17 protein-coding genes are annotated in these 18,078 nt (G+C 59.9%); 13 read left to right on the plus strand and 4 right to left on the minus strand.

Features of this window, described 5'->3' with window-relative positions:
• The first annotated feature begins 251 nt into the window (after positions 1-251).
• The 4 genes from HU739_RS18630 to HU739_RS18645 all read left to right on the plus strand — a co-directional run bounded on the left by HU739_RS18630 (position 252) and on the right by HU739_RS18645 (position 4,762).
• Positions 252-914: a DUF1120 domain-containing protein gene (locus HU739_RS18630; protein ID WP_186549738.1), complete on the plus strand. Its 663-nt coding sequence runs from the start codon at positions 252-254 to the stop codon at positions 912-914.
• Between the two features lie 162 nt (positions 915-1,076).
• Positions 1,077-1,784 (plus strand): fimbria/pilus chaperone family protein, encoded by a 708-nt coding sequence (locus tag HU739_RS18635; RefSeq protein ID WP_186549736.1) that lies wholly within the window; start codon positions 1,077-1,079, stop codon positions 1,782-1,784.
• Between the two features lie 41 nt (positions 1,785-1,825).
• On the plus strand, positions 1,826-4,204 hold the full coding sequence (locus tag HU739_RS18640) for a fimbria/pilus outer membrane usher protein (RefSeq protein ID WP_186549733.1): 2,379 nt from the start codon (positions 1,826-1,828) through the stop codon (positions 4,202-4,204).
• A 15-nt stretch (positions 4,205-4,219) separates the two neighbouring features.
• Positions 4,220-4,762 (plus strand): DUF1120 domain-containing protein, encoded by a 543-nt coding sequence (locus HU739_RS18645; protein ID WP_186549731.1) that lies wholly within the window; start codon positions 4,220-4,222, stop codon positions 4,760-4,762.
• Between the two features lie 12 nt (positions 4,763-4,774).
• Here HU739_RS18645 and HU739_RS18650 read toward each other — a convergent pair whose 3' ends face one another.
• Positions 4,775-6,202: an aminotransferase-like domain-containing protein gene (locus tag HU739_RS18650; RefSeq protein ID WP_186549729.1), complete on the minus strand. Its 1,428-nt coding sequence runs from the start codon at positions 6,200-6,202 to the stop codon at positions 4,775-4,777.
• A gap of 176 nt (positions 6,203-6,378) precedes the next feature.
• Between HU739_RS18650 and HU739_RS18655 the strand changes: the two genes are divergently transcribed.
• Positions 6,379-6,621: a DUF1127 domain-containing protein gene (locus HU739_RS18655; protein ID WP_186549727.1), complete on the plus strand. Its 243-nt coding sequence runs from the start codon at positions 6,379-6,381 to the stop codon at positions 6,619-6,621.
• Positions 6,622-6,740: 119 nt separating this feature from the next.
• Here HU739_RS18655 and HU739_RS18660 read toward each other — a convergent pair whose 3' ends face one another.
• Positions 6,741-8,051 (minus strand): NAD(P)/FAD-dependent oxidoreductase, encoded by a 1,311-nt coding sequence (locus HU739_RS18660; RefSeq protein WP_186549725.1) that lies wholly within the window; start codon positions 8,049-8,051, stop codon positions 6,741-6,743.
• A gap of 146 nt (positions 8,052-8,197) precedes the next feature.
• On the opposite strand from HU739_RS18660, the gene HU739_RS18665 reads away from it, so the two are divergent.
• Positions 8,198-8,551, plus strand: coding sequence for a YkgJ family cysteine cluster protein (locus HU739_RS18665; RefSeq protein WP_186549723.1), 354 nt, complete (start codon positions 8,198-8,200; stop codon positions 8,549-8,551).
• A gap of 123 nt (positions 8,552-8,674) precedes the next feature.
• Here HU739_RS18665 and HU739_RS18670 read toward each other — a convergent pair whose 3' ends face one another.
• Positions 8,675-9,163 (minus strand): Lrp/AsnC ligand binding domain-containing protein, encoded by a 489-nt coding sequence (locus HU739_RS18670; RefSeq protein WP_010465173.1) that lies wholly within the window; start codon positions 9,161-9,163, stop codon positions 8,675-8,677.
• A gap of 154 nt (positions 9,164-9,317) precedes the next feature.
• Between HU739_RS18670 and dadA the strand changes: the two genes are divergently transcribed.
• The 6 genes from dadA to HU739_RS18700 all read left to right on the plus strand — a co-directional run bounded on the left by dadA (position 9,318) and on the right by HU739_RS18700 (position 15,406).
• Positions 9,318-10,622: a D-amino acid dehydrogenase gene (gene dadA / locus HU739_RS18675; RefSeq protein WP_186549721.1), complete on the plus strand. Its 1,305-nt coding sequence runs from the start codon at positions 9,318-9,320 to the stop codon at positions 10,620-10,622.
• Positions 10,594-10,947 carry a RidA family protein gene (locus HU739_RS18680; RefSeq protein ID WP_186549719.1) on the plus strand — a complete coding sequence of 118 codons (354 nt, stop codon included), beginning with the start codon at positions 10,594-10,596 and terminating at the stop codon, positions 10,945-10,947. Before dadA ends, HU739_RS18680 begins: the two co-directional genes overlap by 29 nt.
• 94 nt (positions 10,948-11,041) lie before the next feature.
• The gene (alr, locus tag HU739_RS18685) at positions 11,042-12,115 is read left to right on the plus strand and encodes an alanine racemase (protein WP_186549717.1); all 1,074 of its coding nucleotides are present in this window, start codon (positions 11,042-11,044) and stop codon (positions 12,113-12,115) included.
• Positions 12,116-12,203: 88 nt separating this feature from the next.
• On the plus strand, positions 12,204-12,752 hold the full coding sequence (locus tag HU739_RS18690; protein WP_166221791.1) for a cupin domain-containing protein: 549 nt from the start codon (positions 12,204-12,206) through the stop codon (positions 12,750-12,752).
• 181 nt (positions 12,753-12,933) lie between these two features.
• On the plus strand, positions 12,934-13,347 hold the full coding sequence (locus HU739_RS18695) for a c-type cytochrome (RefSeq protein ID WP_186549759.1): 414 nt from the start codon (positions 12,934-12,936) through the stop codon (positions 13,345-13,347).
• A 136-nt stretch (positions 13,348-13,483) separates the two neighbouring features.
• A complete protein-coding gene (locus HU739_RS18700) occupies positions 13,484-15,406 on the plus strand; it encodes an acetyl-CoA hydrolase/transferase family protein (RefSeq protein ID WP_186549714.1) in 1,923 nt (640 codons plus the stop codon).
• 168 nt (positions 15,407-15,574) lie between these two features.
• Here HU739_RS18700 and HU739_RS18705 read toward each other — a convergent pair whose 3' ends face one another.
• Positions 15,575-16,456, minus strand: coding sequence for a hypothetical protein (locus HU739_RS18705; protein ID WP_225922745.1), 882 nt, complete (start codon positions 16,454-16,456; stop codon positions 15,575-15,577).
• 452 nt (positions 16,457-16,908) lie between these two features.
• On the opposite strand from HU739_RS18705, the gene srmL reads away from it, so the two are divergent.
• Entirely contained in the window at positions 16,909-18,057 is a 1,149-nt protein-coding gene (srmL, locus tag HU739_RS18710) for a PheS-related mystery ligase SrmL (protein ID WP_186549712.1), read from the plus strand.
• Positions 18,058-18,078: the final 21 nt, after the last annotated feature.

Genomic DNA, 18,078 nt, shown 5'->3' on the forward strand with positions numbered 1-18,078 from the left:
GGGGCAGGGCAGAGCGGTTTGTAGTCTGTGACTGTCGGTCGGATGCAGGGTATTCAACAAACTGACGAATTTTCCGGCTCTGATCAGCTACGTGTTGCAGCGATTTTTCCAACATGCATTGTTACCTCCTCTTACATCGCTGGGCGCAAGTAATCGGAATAATGACCACGCAGAGAAGGACATTTCCGTTTTTCATGCAGAAGAAATCCACTTGGTTGTCATCTTTCGATTCTTATGGAGTGAGAATTTTCATGCGCAAAACCTTTCGTGCAATTGCTGTCGCAAGCGCCCTGATACCGACACTGGCCATGGCCGATAGTGCGGATCTGTCGATCACCGGGACCATCATCCCGACCTCATGCATCCCCGGATTTTCCGGGGGAAATACCGTGGAGCTGGGCAATATTCCCGCCAGTTCGCTGAACCGTGACCGGCAGACCGAGCTGCAAAACCACAACATCACGCTTAGCGTCAATTGCTCGGCAAACGCGCCCATGGCAATCAAAGTGCATGACAACCAGGCGAGTACGCAGCTGCCCGGGATTGTTGTCGATGGTACGGACTGGGCGATGTACATCTACGGCATTGGCGAAGTGGCCGGCGCCAAGATCGGTGGCTACGGTTTGCGCTTCGGTACACCCACTGTTGATGGTCAGCCTTCCATGGTCATGTACAAGCAAGGGGGTATGGACAACTGGACCAGCCCCGAGACGGCTAAACTGGTGGGCAAGAACGCCGAGGGAGGCAATCTTCGCTACTCATGGGGCGCTTCCCTCGCTGCAGGCCCGACACCGGGTGTCGTGCACATCTTTCCCATGACGCTGGTGCCGGTCATCGGGCCCTCGCAGGACCTTCCGATCACCTCCGAAATCGCCCTCAACGGTTCGGCGACATTCGAGCTGCTCTACCTCTGACGTGACGCGCACTGCTGCCATGCATTTGGTTGGCAGTGCTGAAAAACCGCAGTGACTTTCGACGGGCGCCGGGTTTTTCCGGACCTGTTACGTTCAATCAAAACAACGAATTGGCCCGTGGCCCGGCATCGATGTCGGCTGCGCGTGCCTGTGGGAAACGAGATGAACGCCTTCGTGCGCAACGTCATTGCCAGCGTGCTGCTGGCGGTTTCATGGCTGCCGGGTGCGAGCCAGGCGGCGGGAATGGTTCCGGAAACACCGGTCATGGTGTTGGAGGAAGGAGTGGGCGAGGCGGCAATCAATGTCACCAACAGCGAGTCACACCCGGCGTTGCTGCACACATCGGTCCAAGATGTACCGCAGGACACCGAGTCCCTGTTATTGCTCACACCGCCCGTAGCCCGGGTTGAACCCGGCGCCACCCAGCGGGTGCGATTCATCCTGCGCAGCGCCGAGCCGTTGAAGACCGAGCGTCTCAAACGTGTGGTCTTCGAAGGGATCGCGCCGCAGGATTCGACGGGCAAGGCGCGGGTGGATCTGAGCGTGCGGCAGAATATCCCGGCGATTCTGCGGCCGGCGAACCTGCCGGTCGAACGCGAGCCATGGAAGCATTTGCGCTGGTCGCGCCAGGGCGAGCAGATCCAGGTGCGCAATCCCAGTCCGTATGTCGTACGCCTGCGACACTCGGTGACGTTGCTGCCGGAACCGCAAGCGATGGACTTGGGGCGCACTTACGTCCTGCCCGGTGAAACCCTGACATTGACCGGGCCTGCCGCGCCGGATCAGGTGCAGACGAAGGTACGTCTGTACCCGGTGACCACTTACGGTTTCGCCGTTTCGCACTTTGATGCCCCGTTGGGACCGGACTGATGCGACCAAATTGCTGTGCCGGGCTCTTGCTGGCGGGCACATTGGGTTATTCATCGATGGGCAGTGCGGCGCCGGCTAGCGTGCAGTTCGATCAGAATCTGCTCAGGTCGCGCGGGCTGGATCCGCGCCTGGCCGAGTATTTCAGTCAGGCGCCGCGCTTTCGTGAAGGCCCGCAGACGGTGACACTGGCGGTCAATGGCGTGCCCAAGGGGCGGTTGCAGGTGACGTTCGATGCCGAGGGCGAGTTGTGTTTTTCGTCCTTGTTGCTCGAGCGTGGCGGCATCCGCCAGCTGGATCGCGTCGGCGCAATAACCGAGCCGGGCTGCGAGCTGTTTGCCCGGCGTTTTACCCACGCCGTTGTGCAGGCCGATCCCGCCCGTGGCCACGTCGAACTGCTGGTGCCCACCGATGCCCTGTTGCCTGATAGCCCGACGCGGCGCAGTTTTGCCAATGGCGGTACGGCGGGTCTCATCAATTACGATGCATTGATGCTCGGTAGCCGCTATGCCGGGCAATCCTCGCAGTACCGTAGCCTCAATGCCGAGTTGGGCCTGAACACCGCAGATTGGGCGTTTCGAAGCCGCCAAGGGTATAGCGAGTCCGGCGGCGAGGGGCGCGTCGAGCACTTGAATGCCTATGCTTCGCACACCTTTGAACGTTACCAGGCAAACCTGCAATTAGGGCAACTGAACATGCTCTCGCCGCTGTTTTCCGCAGAGTCTTTCAACGGCCTGCAATTGCAGCCGGAGCTGGCGTTGATGGAGCTGGACGAGGACAGCGCCGGTGCCAGAGTCGAGGGCATTGCCTATTCCTCCGCCCGGATCGAAGTCACCCAGAGCGGCGCGCTTATCTACACCACCGTGGTGCCCAGCGGGCCGTTTACCCTGGTGGGGCTGCCGTTGCTCAGTCAGAACGCGGATCTGGAAGTCACGGTGCACGAGGAGAGCGGCCAGCAGCGGCGTTTTATTGTGCCGGCAACGCAACTGCGCGGTGCGCTGCCGGGGCGGACGGCGGGTTATGGCTTGGCCGCCGGGCAAGTCCGACGCTATTCGGGGGACGAGCGTGATGCGCCGTCATTTGTCGCCGCAAGTAAGGATTGGCGCTTGGGTCCACGTTGGCAGGCCACGGGTGGAGCCATGTTCGGTACGGGGTATGAGGCCGTGGGCTGGGCCGTGCAAACAGCCGTCGGCGATCGTCTGGTGCTGGGCGGGCGGCAAGTGGTCTCCCGGGTGCAAGATCAGGCGCTGGCTGGGACGCAGATGCGCTGGACGGCCAACGGTCTGCTCGGCGAAGCGCTGTCGGCCAGCCTGGCAATGACCCGCCAGACCCGGGATTTCCGCACGTTGTCGGACACCACTTGGGATCCGCGCCATGATCAGCCCTCGCAACGGGTACGCGATCAGCTGACGGCGAGCCTGAGTGTCAGCAGCCATGCGCTGGGCGGGTTGTCCGGGAGCTACTCACGAATGGCCATGTTCGACGGCTCGACCACCTCCAGAGTGGCGCTGGCCTGGTCGCAGCTAGTGCGCCGGGCCAGCGTGTCCTTGACCTTAGAGCGCGATGTCGCGGACTCCGAGGACGATGCGCGGGGGATGGCGGCCTACCTGAGCGTCAGCCTGCCACTGGGTGCTCGCCAGGCCATGCGCGGCTACGTTCGCAATGATCAGCTCAGCGGCACGCGCAGCGGTCTGCGATTCAATGAGCAATTGAGCGATAACCTGGCCTATAGCGTCGGCGCCGAGCGACCGGATCACGGCCGGGTCGGCTACAACGCCCGGGTCAGTCTGTTGCCACGTTACAGTCAACTGGACATCGGCTACGCGCACAGCGGGGCGGGCGACCAGAGCTATGACGTGGGCCTGCGTGGCGGGGTGCTGCTACATGCTCAAGGCGTGACGCTGTCGCCCTATTCTTTACGCGATACCTTCGCCTTGCTCAAGGCTGGCGACAGCGCCGGGATCAAGCTCAACACCCCGCGCGGCCCGGTGTGGACGGACTACGCCGGCCATGCCGTCGCGGCCAGTCTGCCGGCCTACAGCAAGGGGCGGGTGGAACTCGATACGGCGAGCCTTGGGCGAAATGTCGACGTGCACAACGCCTATCAGGAAATCGAGATCGGACGTAACGCGGTGGCACATCTGGCCTTCGACATCGTCACCGCGCGACGTGTGCTTCTACAAGCGCGCACGGCAGACAACGTACTGATACAGAAGGGTGTCGGCGTGTTCGATGAGCAGGGGCAATACGTCACCAGCGTGCTGGAGGCCGGGCGGATTTTTCTGTCGGACGTGCAGCCAGACCTGCAATTGCACGTGCTGTTGGCGGACGGCCAACGGTGCAACCTTGAGTTCGCCATGGACGAGGCGCGTGACCTCGACACGCTCTATGAATCCGCCACAGCCATCTGCCGCACTGTCTGAAAAGGGAAAAGCACCATGCGAGGATTGAAAGCCGTTGCGTTGAGCGGGTTGTCGTTGAGCTTGCTGATGTTCGTTTTTCCAGCGCCGGCGCACGCCGAATGCACGGTCAGGCTCGGCCCGGCGGCCATCGATTTTGGCTCGACGACGCGCGGGCAATTGCTGGCGCAATCAGTGCACAGTGACCCGTTGAGTTTTGGTCTGCGGCGGGCCCAGGCTCATGTCCAGTGCGAGCGGAGCCGCTTGATGCGTCTGGAGCTGGTGGGTGCGGCAGCCGACGCCGGGCATTACCGCTTCGGCGCCGGAACGCTTCAGGTGCGGGTGCTGGCGGTGCGGCTCGATGGCAAAGCGGTGCAATGGCTCAGCGAAGGACAGGGGGAAGATCCCGACGCGCGCGTCTGGCGCCCGGGCGTTCGCTTGGTGCCAGCGATTGCGGGCGCAGGCGTTGAAGGCCAGCGCATGGAAATCGAGCTGGAGTTTGAGGCCGGCGTTGCGTCAGCCGACACGCGGGTCAGTGACCTGACCCGGTTCGACAGCGAACTGAAGTTTGTCCTGCGCTGAGGTGTTCCGGCGTCAGAAGGCGGGGTTCTCGGCAAGCAGCTTGATCGCCGCTGCGCCCACCTTGCGCACGGCCTCTTCGATCTGCGCTGTCGGTTTCGCCGCGTAGTTCATGCGCAGGCAATTACGGTACTTGCCCGAAGCGGAAAAGATGCTGCCGACAGCAATCTGTACGCCCTGGTCGTGCAGCGCGCGATTGAGTTTCAGGGTGTCGAAGCCTTCCGGCAGTTCCACCCACAGCATAAAGCTGCCCTGCGGACGGCTGGCGCGGGTGCCGGCGGGGAAGTAGCGGGTGACCCAGTCGATCATCGCGTCACGATTGCGCTGGTACTGCATGCGCATGCGCCGCAAGTGCGGTTCGAAATGCCCGGCCTTGATGAATTCGGCAATGGCGATCTGCGGTTGCGGCGCGGTCGATCCGGTGCTGATGTATTTCATGTGCAGCACGCGCTCGAGGTATCGCCCCGGCGCGACCCAACCGATGCGCAGCCCCGGCGCCAGGGTTTTGGAAAACGAACTGCACAACAGCACCCGGCCGTCTTCGTCGAACGATTTGATCGTACGTGGACGCGGGTAGGTGTAGGCCAGTTCGCCGTAGACATCGTCTTCGATGATCGCCACGTCGAAGCGCTGCGCCAGGTTGAGCAGAGCGCGTTTACGCGACTCGGGCATGATGTAGCCGAGCGGGTTGTTGCAGTTCGGCGTGAGCTGAATGACTTTGATCGGCCACTGCTCAAGCGCCAGTTCCAGCGCTTCGAGGCTGATGCCGGTGAGGGGATCGGTGGGGATTTCCAGGGCTTTCATGCCCAGCCCCTTCAGCGTCTGCATGGCGCCGTGAAAACTCGGCGAATCCACCGCGACGATGTCGCCCGGCTCGCAGATCGCGTGAATGCTGGTGGACAGCGCTTCGTGACAACCGGTGGTGATGACCAGCTCGCTGGCGCTCAACTGGCAACCAGAATCGAGCATCAGGCGCGCGATCTGTTCACGCAGTTCGAGATTGCCGTGGATGTTGTCGTAATACAGACCGGGCATGTCCTGCCGGCGACTGATCCGTGCCAGACCGCGCAAAAGCGGCTTCATGGTCGGCGAACCGACATCGGGCATGCCACGACCCAACTGCACGACGTCCTTGCGCGGGACGGCGCGGATCAATTCCAGTACCTGATCCCACTGCGAAATCTCCACCGGCCGCTGCGCCGGGCGGCCAATGGCCGGTAGTTCCGGCAGTTCGCGACCGACCGGCACAAAGTAGCCCGACTTGGGTTTTGGCGTGGCCAGGCCGCTGTCTTCGAGCATGCGATAGGCCTGCTGCACCGTGCTTAGGCTGACGCCATGTTCGACGCTCAAGGCTCGCACCGACGGCAAGCGATCGCCTGGGCGATAGAAGCCTTGTTCGATGCGGGTGCCGAGCAATTCGGCGAGGTTTACATACAGAGTCATCACAGCCTCGGTGCGGGTTGGCTTAAAACCAGTACAGATGCGGCAAAAATCGATCATTCAGTCACCAAATCGGCAAATCTGTATGGGGTTAATACAGTTTGTTTGCGTCTGTAATGGTTTTGCTCGCCCGCGCATCATGGAATCTCTTGCTACCCAAGTAAACAGGAGCTACGAAAATGAACGGCTTGAGCGATGTGCGGCTGACGTTACACAGTCAGGAACTGGCGGCAGGGCAGCGCAACGATGCGCGCAATCTGATGCGCAGCGCGCCGTCCGGCCTGAGCCTCTGGGGTCTGTTCTGGCATCGTCGGCACACGCGCAAGGCCTTGCTGACGCTGACGCCGGAGCAGCTCAAGGATGTCGGGCTGACCCGGGAGCAGGCGCGGGAGGAAGGGGTGAAGCCGTTCTGGAGGATCTGAAACCATAGATCGTTCCCACGCTCTGCGTGGGAACGCCGCCCCGGACGCTCCGCGTCCGCTGTGACGCAGAGCGTCACTGGATGCATTCCCACGTAGAGCGTGGGAACGATCTCGGTCTGTCAGACTAATTCTTTGAGCCGATGCCATAACATCCCCAACGCCAACAATGGCGAGCGCAAATGCTTGCCGCCGGGGAAGGTGATGTGCGGCACCCTGGCAAACAGATCAAAGCCACCACTGTGTTGCCCGCTGATCGCCTCGGCCAGCAACTTGCCCGCCAGGTGCGTGGCATTCACCCCGTGCCCGGAATAGGCCTGGGCGTAATACACGTTCGGCTGCTCGGCGAGCCGGCCAATCTGCGGCAAACGGTTGGCGCCGATGCCGATCATGCCGCCCCATTGATAATCGATCTTCACCCCAGCGAGCTGCGGAAAAACCTCGAGCATTTTCGGCCGCATGTACCCGGCAATATCTTTCGGATCGCGCCCTGAGTAGTGACACGCGCCGCCAAACAACAAGCGCCGATCCGCCGAGAGCCGGTAGTAATCCAGCGCCACCCGCTGATCGCAGACCGCCGTGTTCTGCGGTAGCAGGCTGTGCGCCAGATCATCACTCAACGGTTCAGTGGCGATGATGTAGCTGCCGGCCGGCAGGACTTTGCCACTGAGTTGCGGATTGAGCTCATTGAGGTAAGCGTTGCAGCCCAGCACCAGCGTTTCCGCCCGCACCGAGCCTTGCGCTGTATTTACCTTCACTTGCGGGCCGTAGTCGATGCGCGTCACCGCCGAATGTTCGAAGAGTTTTACCCCCAGCTGCTGCGCCGCTGCCGCTTCGCCCAAGGCCAGATTCAGCGGATGCAGATGCCCCGAGCCCATGTCGATCAAGCCGCCAGCGTAGCGCGTGGAACCGACCACGGTGTGCATCTCATCGGCTTGCAACAAACGGGTTTCATGGCGATAGCCGAGGCCGCGCAGTTCCTCGGCGTCTTCGGCAAAACCTTCGAGGTCGGAGGGTTTGTTGGCGAGGTCGCAATAGCCCCAGGTCAGGTCACAGGCAACCTGGAAACGCTCGATGCGCTGGCGGACGATTTCCACGGCCTCAAGGCCCATGAGTTTCATGGTGCGCACGCCCTCGGCACCGATGACATTGGCGAACTGATCGAGACCATGGCCGACCCCGCGAATCAGTTGCCCGCCGTTGCGCCCGCTGGCGCCCCAACCGATCTTGTGCGCTTCCAGCAGGACCACATTCAAACCACGCTCGGCCAGTTCCAGTGCCGTGTTCAGCCCGGAAAAGCCGCCGCCGACCACGCAGACATCGGCCACTACCTCACCTTGCAATACCGGATGGTCAGGCTGCGGCAGGCTGCTGGCGGCGTAGTAAGAGGCAACGTGGGGTTGGCTCGCGGTGGTCTGGGCGCGGGCGGTCATGGGCATCATCCAACGGCTGAGTGTCGAGAAAATTTGACGGAGCATAAGCCGCTCGCCCGAAAGTGGGCAACCCGGCTGGCCTGCGGTGTCTGCATCGCGGCTTTTGCGGCACAATTATCGCCTGTTCCCATTCGGTCACCGTTTCGATGAGCTGCAACAGCCAGAAAATCCGCGCCCTGCGTCAGCAGATTCCCTCGTTCGAGTGCGTCCCCGGCTGCCACGACTGCTGCGGCCCGGTGACCACCTCGCCGGAAGAAATGGCGCGCCTGCCGCGCAAGACCCGCGCCGAGCAGGATGCCGCGATGGAAGAACTCAACTGTGTGCATCTGGGGCCGAACGGCTGCACGGTCTATGAAGAGCGGCCGTTGATCTGCCGGTTGTTTGGCACGACCAAGACCTTGCCATGCCCGAACGAGCGGCGGCCGGTGGAGTTGATTCATCCGCGGGTGGAGCAGCAGATTTTCGAATATATGGCGGCGAATCGGCAGGTGTTGGTTTAGCGGTTGCGTTCACTTCAGACCGAGTCGACCCCCTTCGCGAGCAGGCTCACTCCTACATTTAGAATGCGTACCCTTGTAGGAGTGAGCCTGCTCGCGATAGGGCCGGGTCGGGCACCGAAAATCTCAATCCGGAATCGGCAGACACAGGCTCTCTTTCACTTCTTCCATCACGATATAGCTCTTGGATTCGCGCACATGCGGCAGTTTCAACAGAATGTCGCCAAGCAGTTTGCGGTACGAAGCCATCTCGGAAATCCGCGCCTTCACCAGATAGTCGAAATCCCCTGACACCAAATGGCATTCCAGCACATGCGGCAATTTCAGCACCGCGCGTCGGAACTCTTCGAAAGTGTCGCCGGATTTGTAGTCGAGGCTGATCTCGACGAACACCAGCAGGCTACCCTTCAAGTGTTGCGGATTGAGCCGGGCGTTGTAGCCCATGATGATCCCCTCGCGCTCCAGACGCCTTACGCGCTCGGTGCACGGCGTGGTCGAGAGGCCGACCTTTTCCCCCAGTTCGGTGAAGGAGATTCGCCCGTCCGCCTGCAGGATCCGCAAGATGTTGCGGTCGATCTTGTCCAGCTCACGTTTGGTCTGAGTGTTGGTACGCATAGGGGATGCGCCTCCGTGAAAAGGGTTTTTGCCGAGAATTGTCGCCAAATATAGGCGCTTATATAGTGAAAAGCACTGGCATTTCTTTTTTACACTGCGCCCATCATTGCTCTAACAACACAGCTCGGCGGAAAGCCGCGATGAGGGATTGAAAATGCGCGTCATGGTCTTGGGTAGCGGCGTCATCGGTACCGCCAGTGCTTACTATCTGGCGCGTGCCGGGTTTGAAGTGGTGGTGGTCGACCGGCAGCCAGCCGCGGCCATGGAGACCAGTTTCGCCAACGCCGGCCAGGTCTCGCCGGGCTACGCCTCGCCGTGGGCCGCGCCGGGTGTGCCGCTCAAGGCCATCAAGTGGCTGCTGCAACGCCATGCGCCGCTCGCGATCAAGGCCACTGCCGACATCGACCAATACCTGTGGATGGCGCAAATGCTGCGCAACTGCACCGCCAGCCGTTACGCAGTGAACAAGGAGCGCATGGTGCGGCTGTCCGAGTACAGCCGCGACTGCCTCGACGAACTGCGCGCCGAAACCGGTATTGCCTACGAAGGCCGCAGCCTCGGCACTACTCAGTTGTTCCGCACTCAGGCGCAACTGGACAACGCCGCCAAAGACATCGCTGTGCTGAAAGAGTCCGGCGTACCCTTTGAAGTACTCGACCGCGCCGGTATTGCCCGCGTCGAGCCGGCGCTGGCCGGCGTCACCGACATCCTCGCCGGTGCCCTGCGCTTGCCGAACGATCAGACCGGCGACTGCCAGATCTTCACCACGCGTCTCGCCGAAATGGCGCGCAAGCTGGGCGTGGAATTCCGTTTCGGTCAGGACATCCAGAAGCTCGACTATGCCGGTGATCGCATCAACGGCGTGTGGATCGACGGCAAGCTGGAAACCGCCGACCGCTACGTGCTTGCGCTCGGCAGCTACTCGCCACAACTGCTCAAGCCGCTGGGCATCAAGGCCCCGGTGTACCCGCTCAAGGGTTACTCGTTGACCGTGCCGATCACCCACCCGGACATGGCACCGACGTCGACCATTCTGGATGAGACCTACAAGGTCGCGATCACCCGTTTCGACAACCGCATCCGCGTCGGCGGCATGGCCGAAATTGCCGGTTTTGACCTGTCGCTCAACCCGCGGCGGCGCGAAACCCTGGAGATGATCGTCAACGACCTTTATCCTCAGGGCGGCAATCTGGCCGAAGCCAGTTTCTGGACCGGTCTGCGTCCGACCACGCCGGACGGCACGCCGATCGTTGGCGCCACGCCGTTCAAGAATCTGTTCCTCAACACCGGTCACGGCACGCTCGGCTGGACCATGGCGTGCGGTTCCGGCCGTTTGCTGGCCGACCTGATGGCGAAGAAAAAGCCGCAGATCAGTGCCGAAGGCCTCGATATTTCCCGTTACGGCAACAAGACCCAGGAGTCCGCAAAACATGTCAATCCAGCGCCAGCTCACCAATGAGCGCATGAGTCAGATCGTCAGCCACAACGGCACTGTGTATCTGGCCGGGCAGGTCGGGGACGACTTCAACGCCGGAATTGAGCAGCAGACCCGTGACGTGCTTGCCAACATCGAACGTTTGCTCGATCTGGCCGGGACGGACAAACAGCATTTGCTGTCGGCGACCATTTACCTGAACGACATCGAGGCGCACTTTGCCGGGATGAACGCCGTGTGGGATCAATGGCTGCCCAAAGGCGCCGCGCCGGCCCGTGCCACCGTCGAAGCGAAGATGGCCAAGCCGAGCATTCTGGTGGAGATCTCCATCGTCGCCGCGCTGCCGTAACGTTTCAAAAGATCCCTCTCCCGGCGCTGTTGGCGGTTCACCTCGTCAGGCGGCGCCGGTTTTTCTTCCCATGAACGCCTAGAAGTCTGCCGCCATGCGTCCTGCCCGTGCCCTGATCGACCTTCAAGCCCTGCGCCACAACTACCGAATTGCCCGCGAAGTCACCGGCGCCAAGGCGCTCGCGGTGATCAAGGCGGACGCTTACGGTCATGGCGCGGTGCGTTGCGCCCAGGCGCTGCAAGCCGAGGCGGATGGCTTTGCCGTGGCCTGCATCGAAGAAGCGCTGGAGCTGCGCGCTGCCGGGATTCAATCGCCGGTGTTGCTGCTGGAAGGCTTCTTCGAGGCCGACGAGTTGGCGCTGATCGTCGAGCACGACTTGTGGTGCGTGGTGCATTCGCTGTGGCAGCTCGAAGCGATCGAGCAGGCGGCGCTGAGCAAACCGCTCACCGTGTGGCTCAAGCTCGACTCCGGCATGCACCGAGTCGGCCTGCATCCGAAAGATTACCCGGCGGCGTACCAGCGTCTGCTGGCCAGCGGCAAAGTGGCGGAAATTGTGCTGATGAGTCATTTCGCCCGCGCCGATGAACTGCACGCGCAGAGCAGCGCCGAGCAGGTGGCGGTGTTCGAGGCGGCGCGTCAGGGCCTGGCCGCGGAGGTCAGCCTGCGCAATTCGCCAGCCGTGCTGGGTTGGCCAGAGATCAAGAGCGACTGGGTGCGCCCGGGCATCATGCTCTACGGCGCGACACCGTTCGAAGAAGCCAACGCTGTCGCCGAACGCCTGCAACCGGTGATGACCCTGGAATCGAAAGTCATCAGCGTGCGCGAACTGCCGGCCGGCGAACCGATTGGCTATGGCGCCAGATTCATCACCGACAAGCCGATGCGCATCGGCGTGGTTGCCATGGGTTACGCCGACGGCTATCCGCGTCAGGCGCCAACGGGCACGCCAGTGCTGGTGGCCGGCAAACTTAGCCGTCTGCTGGGGCGTGTGTCGATGGACATGCTGTGCATCGACCTCACAGATGTGCCTGAGGCGGGGCTCGGTTCTACCGTCGAGTTATGGGGAAAGAACATCCTCGCCAGCGACGTGGCGAAATGCGCCGACACCATCCCCTACCAGATTTTCTGCAACCTGCGCCGGGTGCCAAGGCTCTATTCCGAGGGCTGACGGCGCTGCGGGGGGCAAGTGTTGTAAATACTGAACGCTGTCGCCATGATAACGCTCAATATTCTTACAACATCAGGAGGCTCCCGCCTTGGACGTCGGTGAACGACTGCAATCGATCCGCAAGCTCAAAGGGCTTTCCCAGCGTGAACTCGCCAAACGCGCGGGCGTCACCAACAGCACCATTTCGATGATCGAAAAGAACAGCGTCAGCCCTTCGATCAGTTCGCTGAGGAAGGTTCTGGGCGGCATTCCCATGTCCATGGTCGAATTCTTTTCCGAAGAGATCCTGCAGGAAAAACCGACCCAGATCGTCTACAAGGCCAACGAGCTGATCGACATCTCCGACGGCGCCGTGACCATGAAACTGGTTGGCCGCGCGCACCCGAGCCGCGCCATCGCTTTCCTCAATGAAATCTACCCACCGGGTGCCGACACCGGCGAAGAAATGCTCACTCACGAAGGCGAGGAAACCGGGATTCTGGTGGAAGGCCGACTGGAACTGGTCGTGGGTCTGGAAACTTTTATCCTCGAAGCAGGCGACAGCTACTATTTTGAAAGTACCAAGCCGCATCGTTTCCGGAATCCGTTCGACTTGCCAGCGCGACTAATCAGCGCAGCCACGCCGGCGAATTTCTAAGCAAGAGGCGCCAAGCCAATACGGCGAAGGCACCCGAACCGTTTCACCGATGCGCAACAAGACCCCTTTAACCATGGGGTTGTTTCAGTGTGGCGGGCTACCCGCTATACTTGCGCCCGCCTGCGAACCGTGGCCGCAGGCGTGAATAGCCACCATTGAGGGTGAACGCGTGAACCTAATTATGAAAATGCTGGCTGCACCAGCAACCGTACTGGCCCTGTGGGCTGTCAGCGCTCAAGCTGCGACGAATGACGACATTGCCAAACGCCTCGAGCCTGTCGGCCAGGTGTGTGTTCAGGGGCAGGAATGCAAGGGTATGGAAGTGGCCGCAACGGCTGGCGGCGGCGGTGGTGCGAAGGCACCTAAAGACGTGATCGCCAAGCACTGCAACGCTTGCCACGGTACCGGCTTGCTGGGCGCGCCGAAAATCGGCGACAAGGCCGCCTGGAAAGAGCGCGCCGACCATCAGGGCGGTCTGGACGGCATCCTCGCCAAAGCCATCACCGGGGTCAACGCCATGCCGCCTAAAGGCACCTGCGCCGATTGCTCCGATGAAGAGCTCAAGGGCGCGATCAAAGAGATGTCCGGTCTGTAATCGGCGGCTATCTCGACAAAAAACCGTCTTCGGACGGTTTTTTTGTGCCTGCTATTTTGCGACCGGGCTGTTCTTTGCAGCAAACTAGCGGCAATCTCGGTCTACCCCTATCAACGGAACGGGCGGGAGGCTTCAGATGGTGCAGTTGTGTTCGATCGAACAGGCCGTGGACGACGTGCTGGCGCGGTTGCCGGCGCATATCCACATGGGCCTGCCGCTGGGGCTGGGCAAACCCAATCACTTCGTCAACGCGCTGTACCGGCGGATCAAAGACCTGCCCGAGCGGCAGCTGACGATCTACACCGCGCTGTGCCTCGGTCGGCCTGATCTGGGCGATGGCTTGCAGAAACGCTTGATCGAGCCCTTCGTCGAGCGCGTGTTCGGTGATTACCCAGAGTTCGATTTCCTCGCCGATCTGCACCGTGACAGCCTGCCTGCCAACATTCGCATCGAACAGTTCTTCCTGCAGCCCGGCAGCCTGCTCAACAGCGCGCCGGCCCAGCAGGATTACGTCAGCAGCAATTACAGCCACGCCGCGCGTGACATCAATGCCGCCGGGCTGAACCTGGTGGCTCAGCTGCTCGCCAGCAGCAGCGAGCATCCGGATCGCCTGAGCCTGAGCTGCAACCCCGACATCACCCTCGATCTGTTGCCGATGATCGCCAAGCGTCGTGAAGCAGGCGAGACCATCGTGCTGGTCGGTCAGGTGCACACCGAGCTGCCGTACATGCCCGGCGATGCCGAGGTCGACATCGACACCTTCGATCTGCTGATCGATGCAAAGGACAGCAGCACGCTGTTCTCCACGCCGAACATGCCGGTGGGGTTTCAGGATCATTTCATTGGTCTGCACGCCAGTACGCTGGTGCGCGACGGCGGCACATTGCAGATTGGCATCGGCTCGATGGGCGATGCGTTGACCGCCGCGTTGCTTGCCCGCCAAGCCGATAACGCCGGGTATCAGGCGTTGCTCGACGACATAAACCTCAGCCAGTGGGCGCAATTGATCCAGCGCGAGGGCGGCACCGCGCCCTTCGCCAAAGGCTTGTATGGCTGCAGCGAAATGTTCGTCAATGGCCTGCTGGTATTGGCGGATGCCGGGATCATTCGGCGCAAGGTCTACCCCGACGTGCCGACCCAAGAGCAGGCCAACGCCGGCACCCTCGACGAAGCCGCACAGCCTGACGGTATTTGCGTGCACGGTGGCTTCTTTCTCGGCCCGCGCAGTTTCTATGAACGGCTGCGTGAGTTGCCGCAGAGCAAGCTGCGCGAATTCAACATGACCCGCATCAGCTACATCAACGAGCTGTACGGCCAGGAGCAACTCAAGCGCTTGCAGCGCATCGATGCGCGTTTCATCAACACCGTGTTCACCATGACCCTGCTCGGCGCCGGCGTAGCCGATCAGCTCGAAGACGGGCGCGTACTCAGCGGCGTCGGCGGACAATACAACTTCGTCGCCCAGGGCCATGCGCTGGAGGGCGCGCGGTCCATGCTGATCCTGCGCAGCTGGCGCGAATCGGGCGGCGACGTCAGTTCCAACATCGTCTGGGAATATGGCCACTGCACGATTCCGCGGCATCTGCGTGACATCGTCGTCACCGAATACGGCATCGCCGACCTGCGCGGCAAGTCTGACTCGGCCGTGATCGAAGCACTGCTCAATATCAGCGACTCACGCTTCCAGCCGGGACTGATCGAACAGGCGCAGAAAGTCGGCAAGCTGCCCAAGGACTTCCGCCTCGACCCGCGCTTCGCCGACAACACACCGCAACGTCTGCAAGCCATCGCCGCGCGGCATCCGAACCTGTTTCCAGAATATCCGCTGGGGTGTGATTTCACCGCGATTGAACGGGATCTGCTGCGGGCGTTGAACTGGTTGAAGAGCAAGTTCAAGCTGACCGAGATTCTGGAGCTGGGCAAGGCAGCGCTGGATGCGCCGGAGGCCTCGGCGTTTCCGGAACATCTTGAGCGGATGCAGCTTACAAATCCGGAAGGCTTGAAAGAAGAACTGTTCCAACGGCTTCTGCTCACTGGCCTGAAAGCCACCGCGCAATAACTGACCACCCCAGAGCCAGCTGTAGGAGTGAGCCTGCTCGCGATCGCGGTGCATCAGTCACCGAAATGATTGACTGACACTACGCTATCGCGAGCAGGCTCGCTCCCCCACGTCAAATACATACACGCGAATAGACAGGTTTGACGGTTACTCCAGGACTGAGAAAGTCTATATGGTAACCAGATGAACCGTCTCCGATAGCCAAGTGCACCCGCTGATACCTTCATTCAGTTGAGAATTAACTTTGTAATCAATAGCGCTTGAAATCGATTCGTTCACGCCAATGGCGAATTCCGTGAGCTTCAGTCCACGAGTGCCTGCGGCGAGATCAAGAAGTTTTAGGTGCTCCGCGTTATTTACTGAAAATGAGGTTAAGTTATTTTTCCTGACCGTAAGTAGTGCTCCCTCGCCTGATATCCGGTCGCTAAGCCATTTCAATGAAGTTTTTAAACCCTCAGGAAGTTCAACGTTGGGTTTTCGGAGTACGGTCAATATTCCCGAGATTTTCAGGGTCCCAGAAAACTCAAAAGGACACGGCTCCAGTGGGTTCATATGAGCATAATGAACTTCAAAAAATTCTGCGACAGATTGCACAAAGCTTCCGCGCACATCCTCATCGAGCAGTGCATACGGCTGTGCACCGGGAAGAACGGACACGGTTGCATTTGATTCATTGCCAGACACCGAGAATGTCTGGTTTGAGTTGAGCATGTTCAATACTGATCGTTGCGCAGAGAGTGACTGCGCAAAATCGCTCTTGAGCAAAAGATCGAGGCTGTAAAGTGCAGCTTTTACCGAGGGCTCGAACACCTGCGTCGCGCAGAAAATGATTTTTTTGCACTCGGTTTCTTTTGCAATCTCAAAGGTCTTTTTTGCAGCTTCGTTACTGAAAGAAAAAACAATACTGTTTTTTGGGAATTCCTTTAGCTGAGAGATATTTGCCACGTTGAAGCCCATGCGTGCGCATTCTCTAAGGAAGTCATCCGAGTCAGCAATAATCGCAAAGCTTTGATCGTCAAAGAATGCCGAAATTCTATTTGATGGAGACATAACCCCTCCTTGCTTGCGGTGCGCGGCAACGAAGGTTGCCGCGCGCTACCAGAGCTTAATCGTCTGTATACGCCCAAGCCAGAGGTGCCCACCCAAAGTTGTTCGGGTCGGAAACGATACGATTAAGGTTTTCTTTGACGATTTGTTCAATTTTCATTTTTATTTTCCTTTTGGATTCTGTTATTGGCTCCCTCTTGCGTGGGAGTGAGCGGATTAATGCACGGATACGTAATCGATTAAATAATTATTTGCTTGTTTTAAGAATCAATTCCTCTGTAGGTTTTCTTGGTTGTGTGGTTCGGTTATTTGAGGGGTTGACGTCTGTAGTCCTCTTCTGAAAGTTGTAAGTTTAGAATTGATAGGTTGTGGCTGTACGCTCTGTCCGGTTAGGTTTTATTTATGGGCTTTGATTTTTTAATGGCTCATGCCAACCATAATTACAGGGGCAAACAGTGCAAACATCAAAAAAATATCTGACAGACGCGTCTGTCCATCAAGCATTGCTCCTGACTGATTTGACCGAAAAAAACCAACCCGACCACGCGGTCCGATTGCTGCTGAATGAGGTTCTTGAAGGACTTGCAAAAAAGGGCTGGCCCCAAGCGCAATTGCAACTAGGACCGAGGATCGTGTCGGCGGAAGAAAACTACGGTTTGCTTGGCTACGACCCGGCGGAAATTACGCTCGGCAGTGAGCACACACGTTGGGTCGATGAGCACTCGCTGCTGCGAACACAGACCACCAGCCAAATCCCTGCAGCGCTTCAGCAGGCAGCGGAGCGTCGGCAGCCGGGGCAAACCGTCTTGCTGGCAGCGCCGGGAATAACGTTCAGGCGTGACAGTCGAGACCGGTGGCATTGCGCTGAGCCGCATCAAATGGATATTTGGCTACTCGGCGATCCCGATTTGGCCTCGCATGAGCATTTGTTGCGTCTTGTAGGCGATATTTTGCAGTCAGCCGTCCCCGACAGGTCCTGGGTCTATAGCGATAGCCCACATCACTACACCGAAGGTGGAATTGAGGTGAATGTGCTGAATGACAATGTACCTGTCGAGGTGCTGGAATGCGGCCGTATTGCAAAGACGTTGTTGCAGCGCTTGCAGATTGACCCGCTGCGTCACGGTGGCCTGGCCCTTGGGATGGGGCTGGATCGCCTGACCATGTTGCGCAAAGGTATCCCGGATATTCGCTTGCTGCGTGATCCGAATGATCGGGTACGAGCGCAGATGCATGATTTGAATCCCTGGGCTGCGGTATCTCGTCTACCGTCGATCGCGCGTGATATTTCGTTGGCGGTATCGCCGGGATTGAGTGAAGAAGTACTGACCGAGCGGATGTTGCAGGCGGCAGGGGACTGCTCCCACTGGATTGAGGAGATGCGAATCAAGGGGCGGTGGCGGGGGGACGACCTGCCCGCGCAAGCGATTGAGCGACTCGGGATGCTGCCGGGTCAGGAAAACGTGCTGTTGCATGTCGTGCTGCGTGATTGTTCCCGCTCAATTACTACCGGCGAGGCGAATGCCTTGTACGCGCAAATTCAGGCTGCAATGCATGAGGGGGTACCGGGAGCGGGGTACAGGATGGACTTGTCGAAGGCTTGAAACTGAACTGTGGGAGCGGGC

Origin of the sequence: Pseudomonas hamedanensis (assembly GCF_014268595.2) — a bacterium.
GTDB classification, from domain to species: domain Bacteria; phylum Pseudomonadota; class Gammaproteobacteria; order Pseudomonadales; family Pseudomonadaceae; genus Aquipseudomonas; species Aquipseudomonas hamedanensis.

Bases quoted from the DNA above. Each gene is read 5' to 3' on its own strand.
- HU739_RS18665 (WP_186549723.1), top strand. From the start codon at position 8,198: ATGAGCTGCAACAGCCAGAAAATCCGCGCCCTGCGTCAGCAGATTCCC.
- HU739_RS18670 (WP_010465173.1), bottom strand. From the start codon at position 9,163: ATGCGTACCAACACTCAGACCAAACGTGAGCTGGACAAGATCGACCGC.
- HU739_RS18695 (WP_186549759.1), top strand. From the start codon at position 12,934: ATGAAAATGCTGGCTGCACCAGCAACCGTACTGGCCCTGTGGGCTGTC.
- HU739_RS18630 (WP_186549738.1), top strand. From the start codon at position 252: ATGCGCAAAACCTTTCGTGCAATTGCTGTCGCAAGCGCCCTGATACCG.
- HU739_RS18680 (WP_186549719.1), top strand. From the start codon at position 10,594: ATGTCAATCCAGCGCCAGCTCACCAATGAGCGCATGAGTCAGATCGTC.
- alr (WP_186549717.1), top strand. From the start codon at position 11,042: ATGCGTCCTGCCCGTGCCCTGATCGACCTTCAAGCCCTGCGCCACAAC.
- HU739_RS18650 (WP_186549729.1), bottom strand. From the start codon at position 6,202: ATGACTCTGTATGTAAACCTCGCCGAATTGCTCGGCACCCGCATCGAA.
- dadA (WP_186549721.1), top strand. From the start codon at position 9,318: ATGCGCGTCATGGTCTTGGGTAGCGGCGTCATCGGTACCGCCAGTGCT.
- HU739_RS18655 (WP_186549727.1), top strand. From the start codon at position 6,379: ATGAACGGCTTGAGCGATGTGCGGCTGACGTTACACAGTCAGGAACTG.
- HU739_RS18645 (WP_186549731.1), top strand. From the start codon at position 4,220: ATGCGAGGATTGAAAGCCGTTGCGTTGAGCGGGTTGTCGTTGAGCTTG.
- HU739_RS18660 (WP_186549725.1), bottom strand. From the start codon at position 8,051: ATGACCGCCCGCGCCCAGACCACCGCGAGCCAACCCCACGTTGCCTCT.
- HU739_RS18705 (WP_225922745.1), bottom strand. From the start codon at position 16,456: ATGTCTCCATCAAATAGAATTTCGGCATTCTTTGACGATCAAAGCTTT.
- HU739_RS18635 (WP_186549736.1), top strand. From the start codon at position 1,077: ATGAACGCCTTCGTGCGCAACGTCATTGCCAGCGTGCTGCTGGCGGTT.
- HU739_RS18700 (WP_186549714.1), top strand. From the start codon at position 13,484: ATGGTGCAGTTGTGTTCGATCGAACAGGCCGTGGACGACGTGCTGGCG.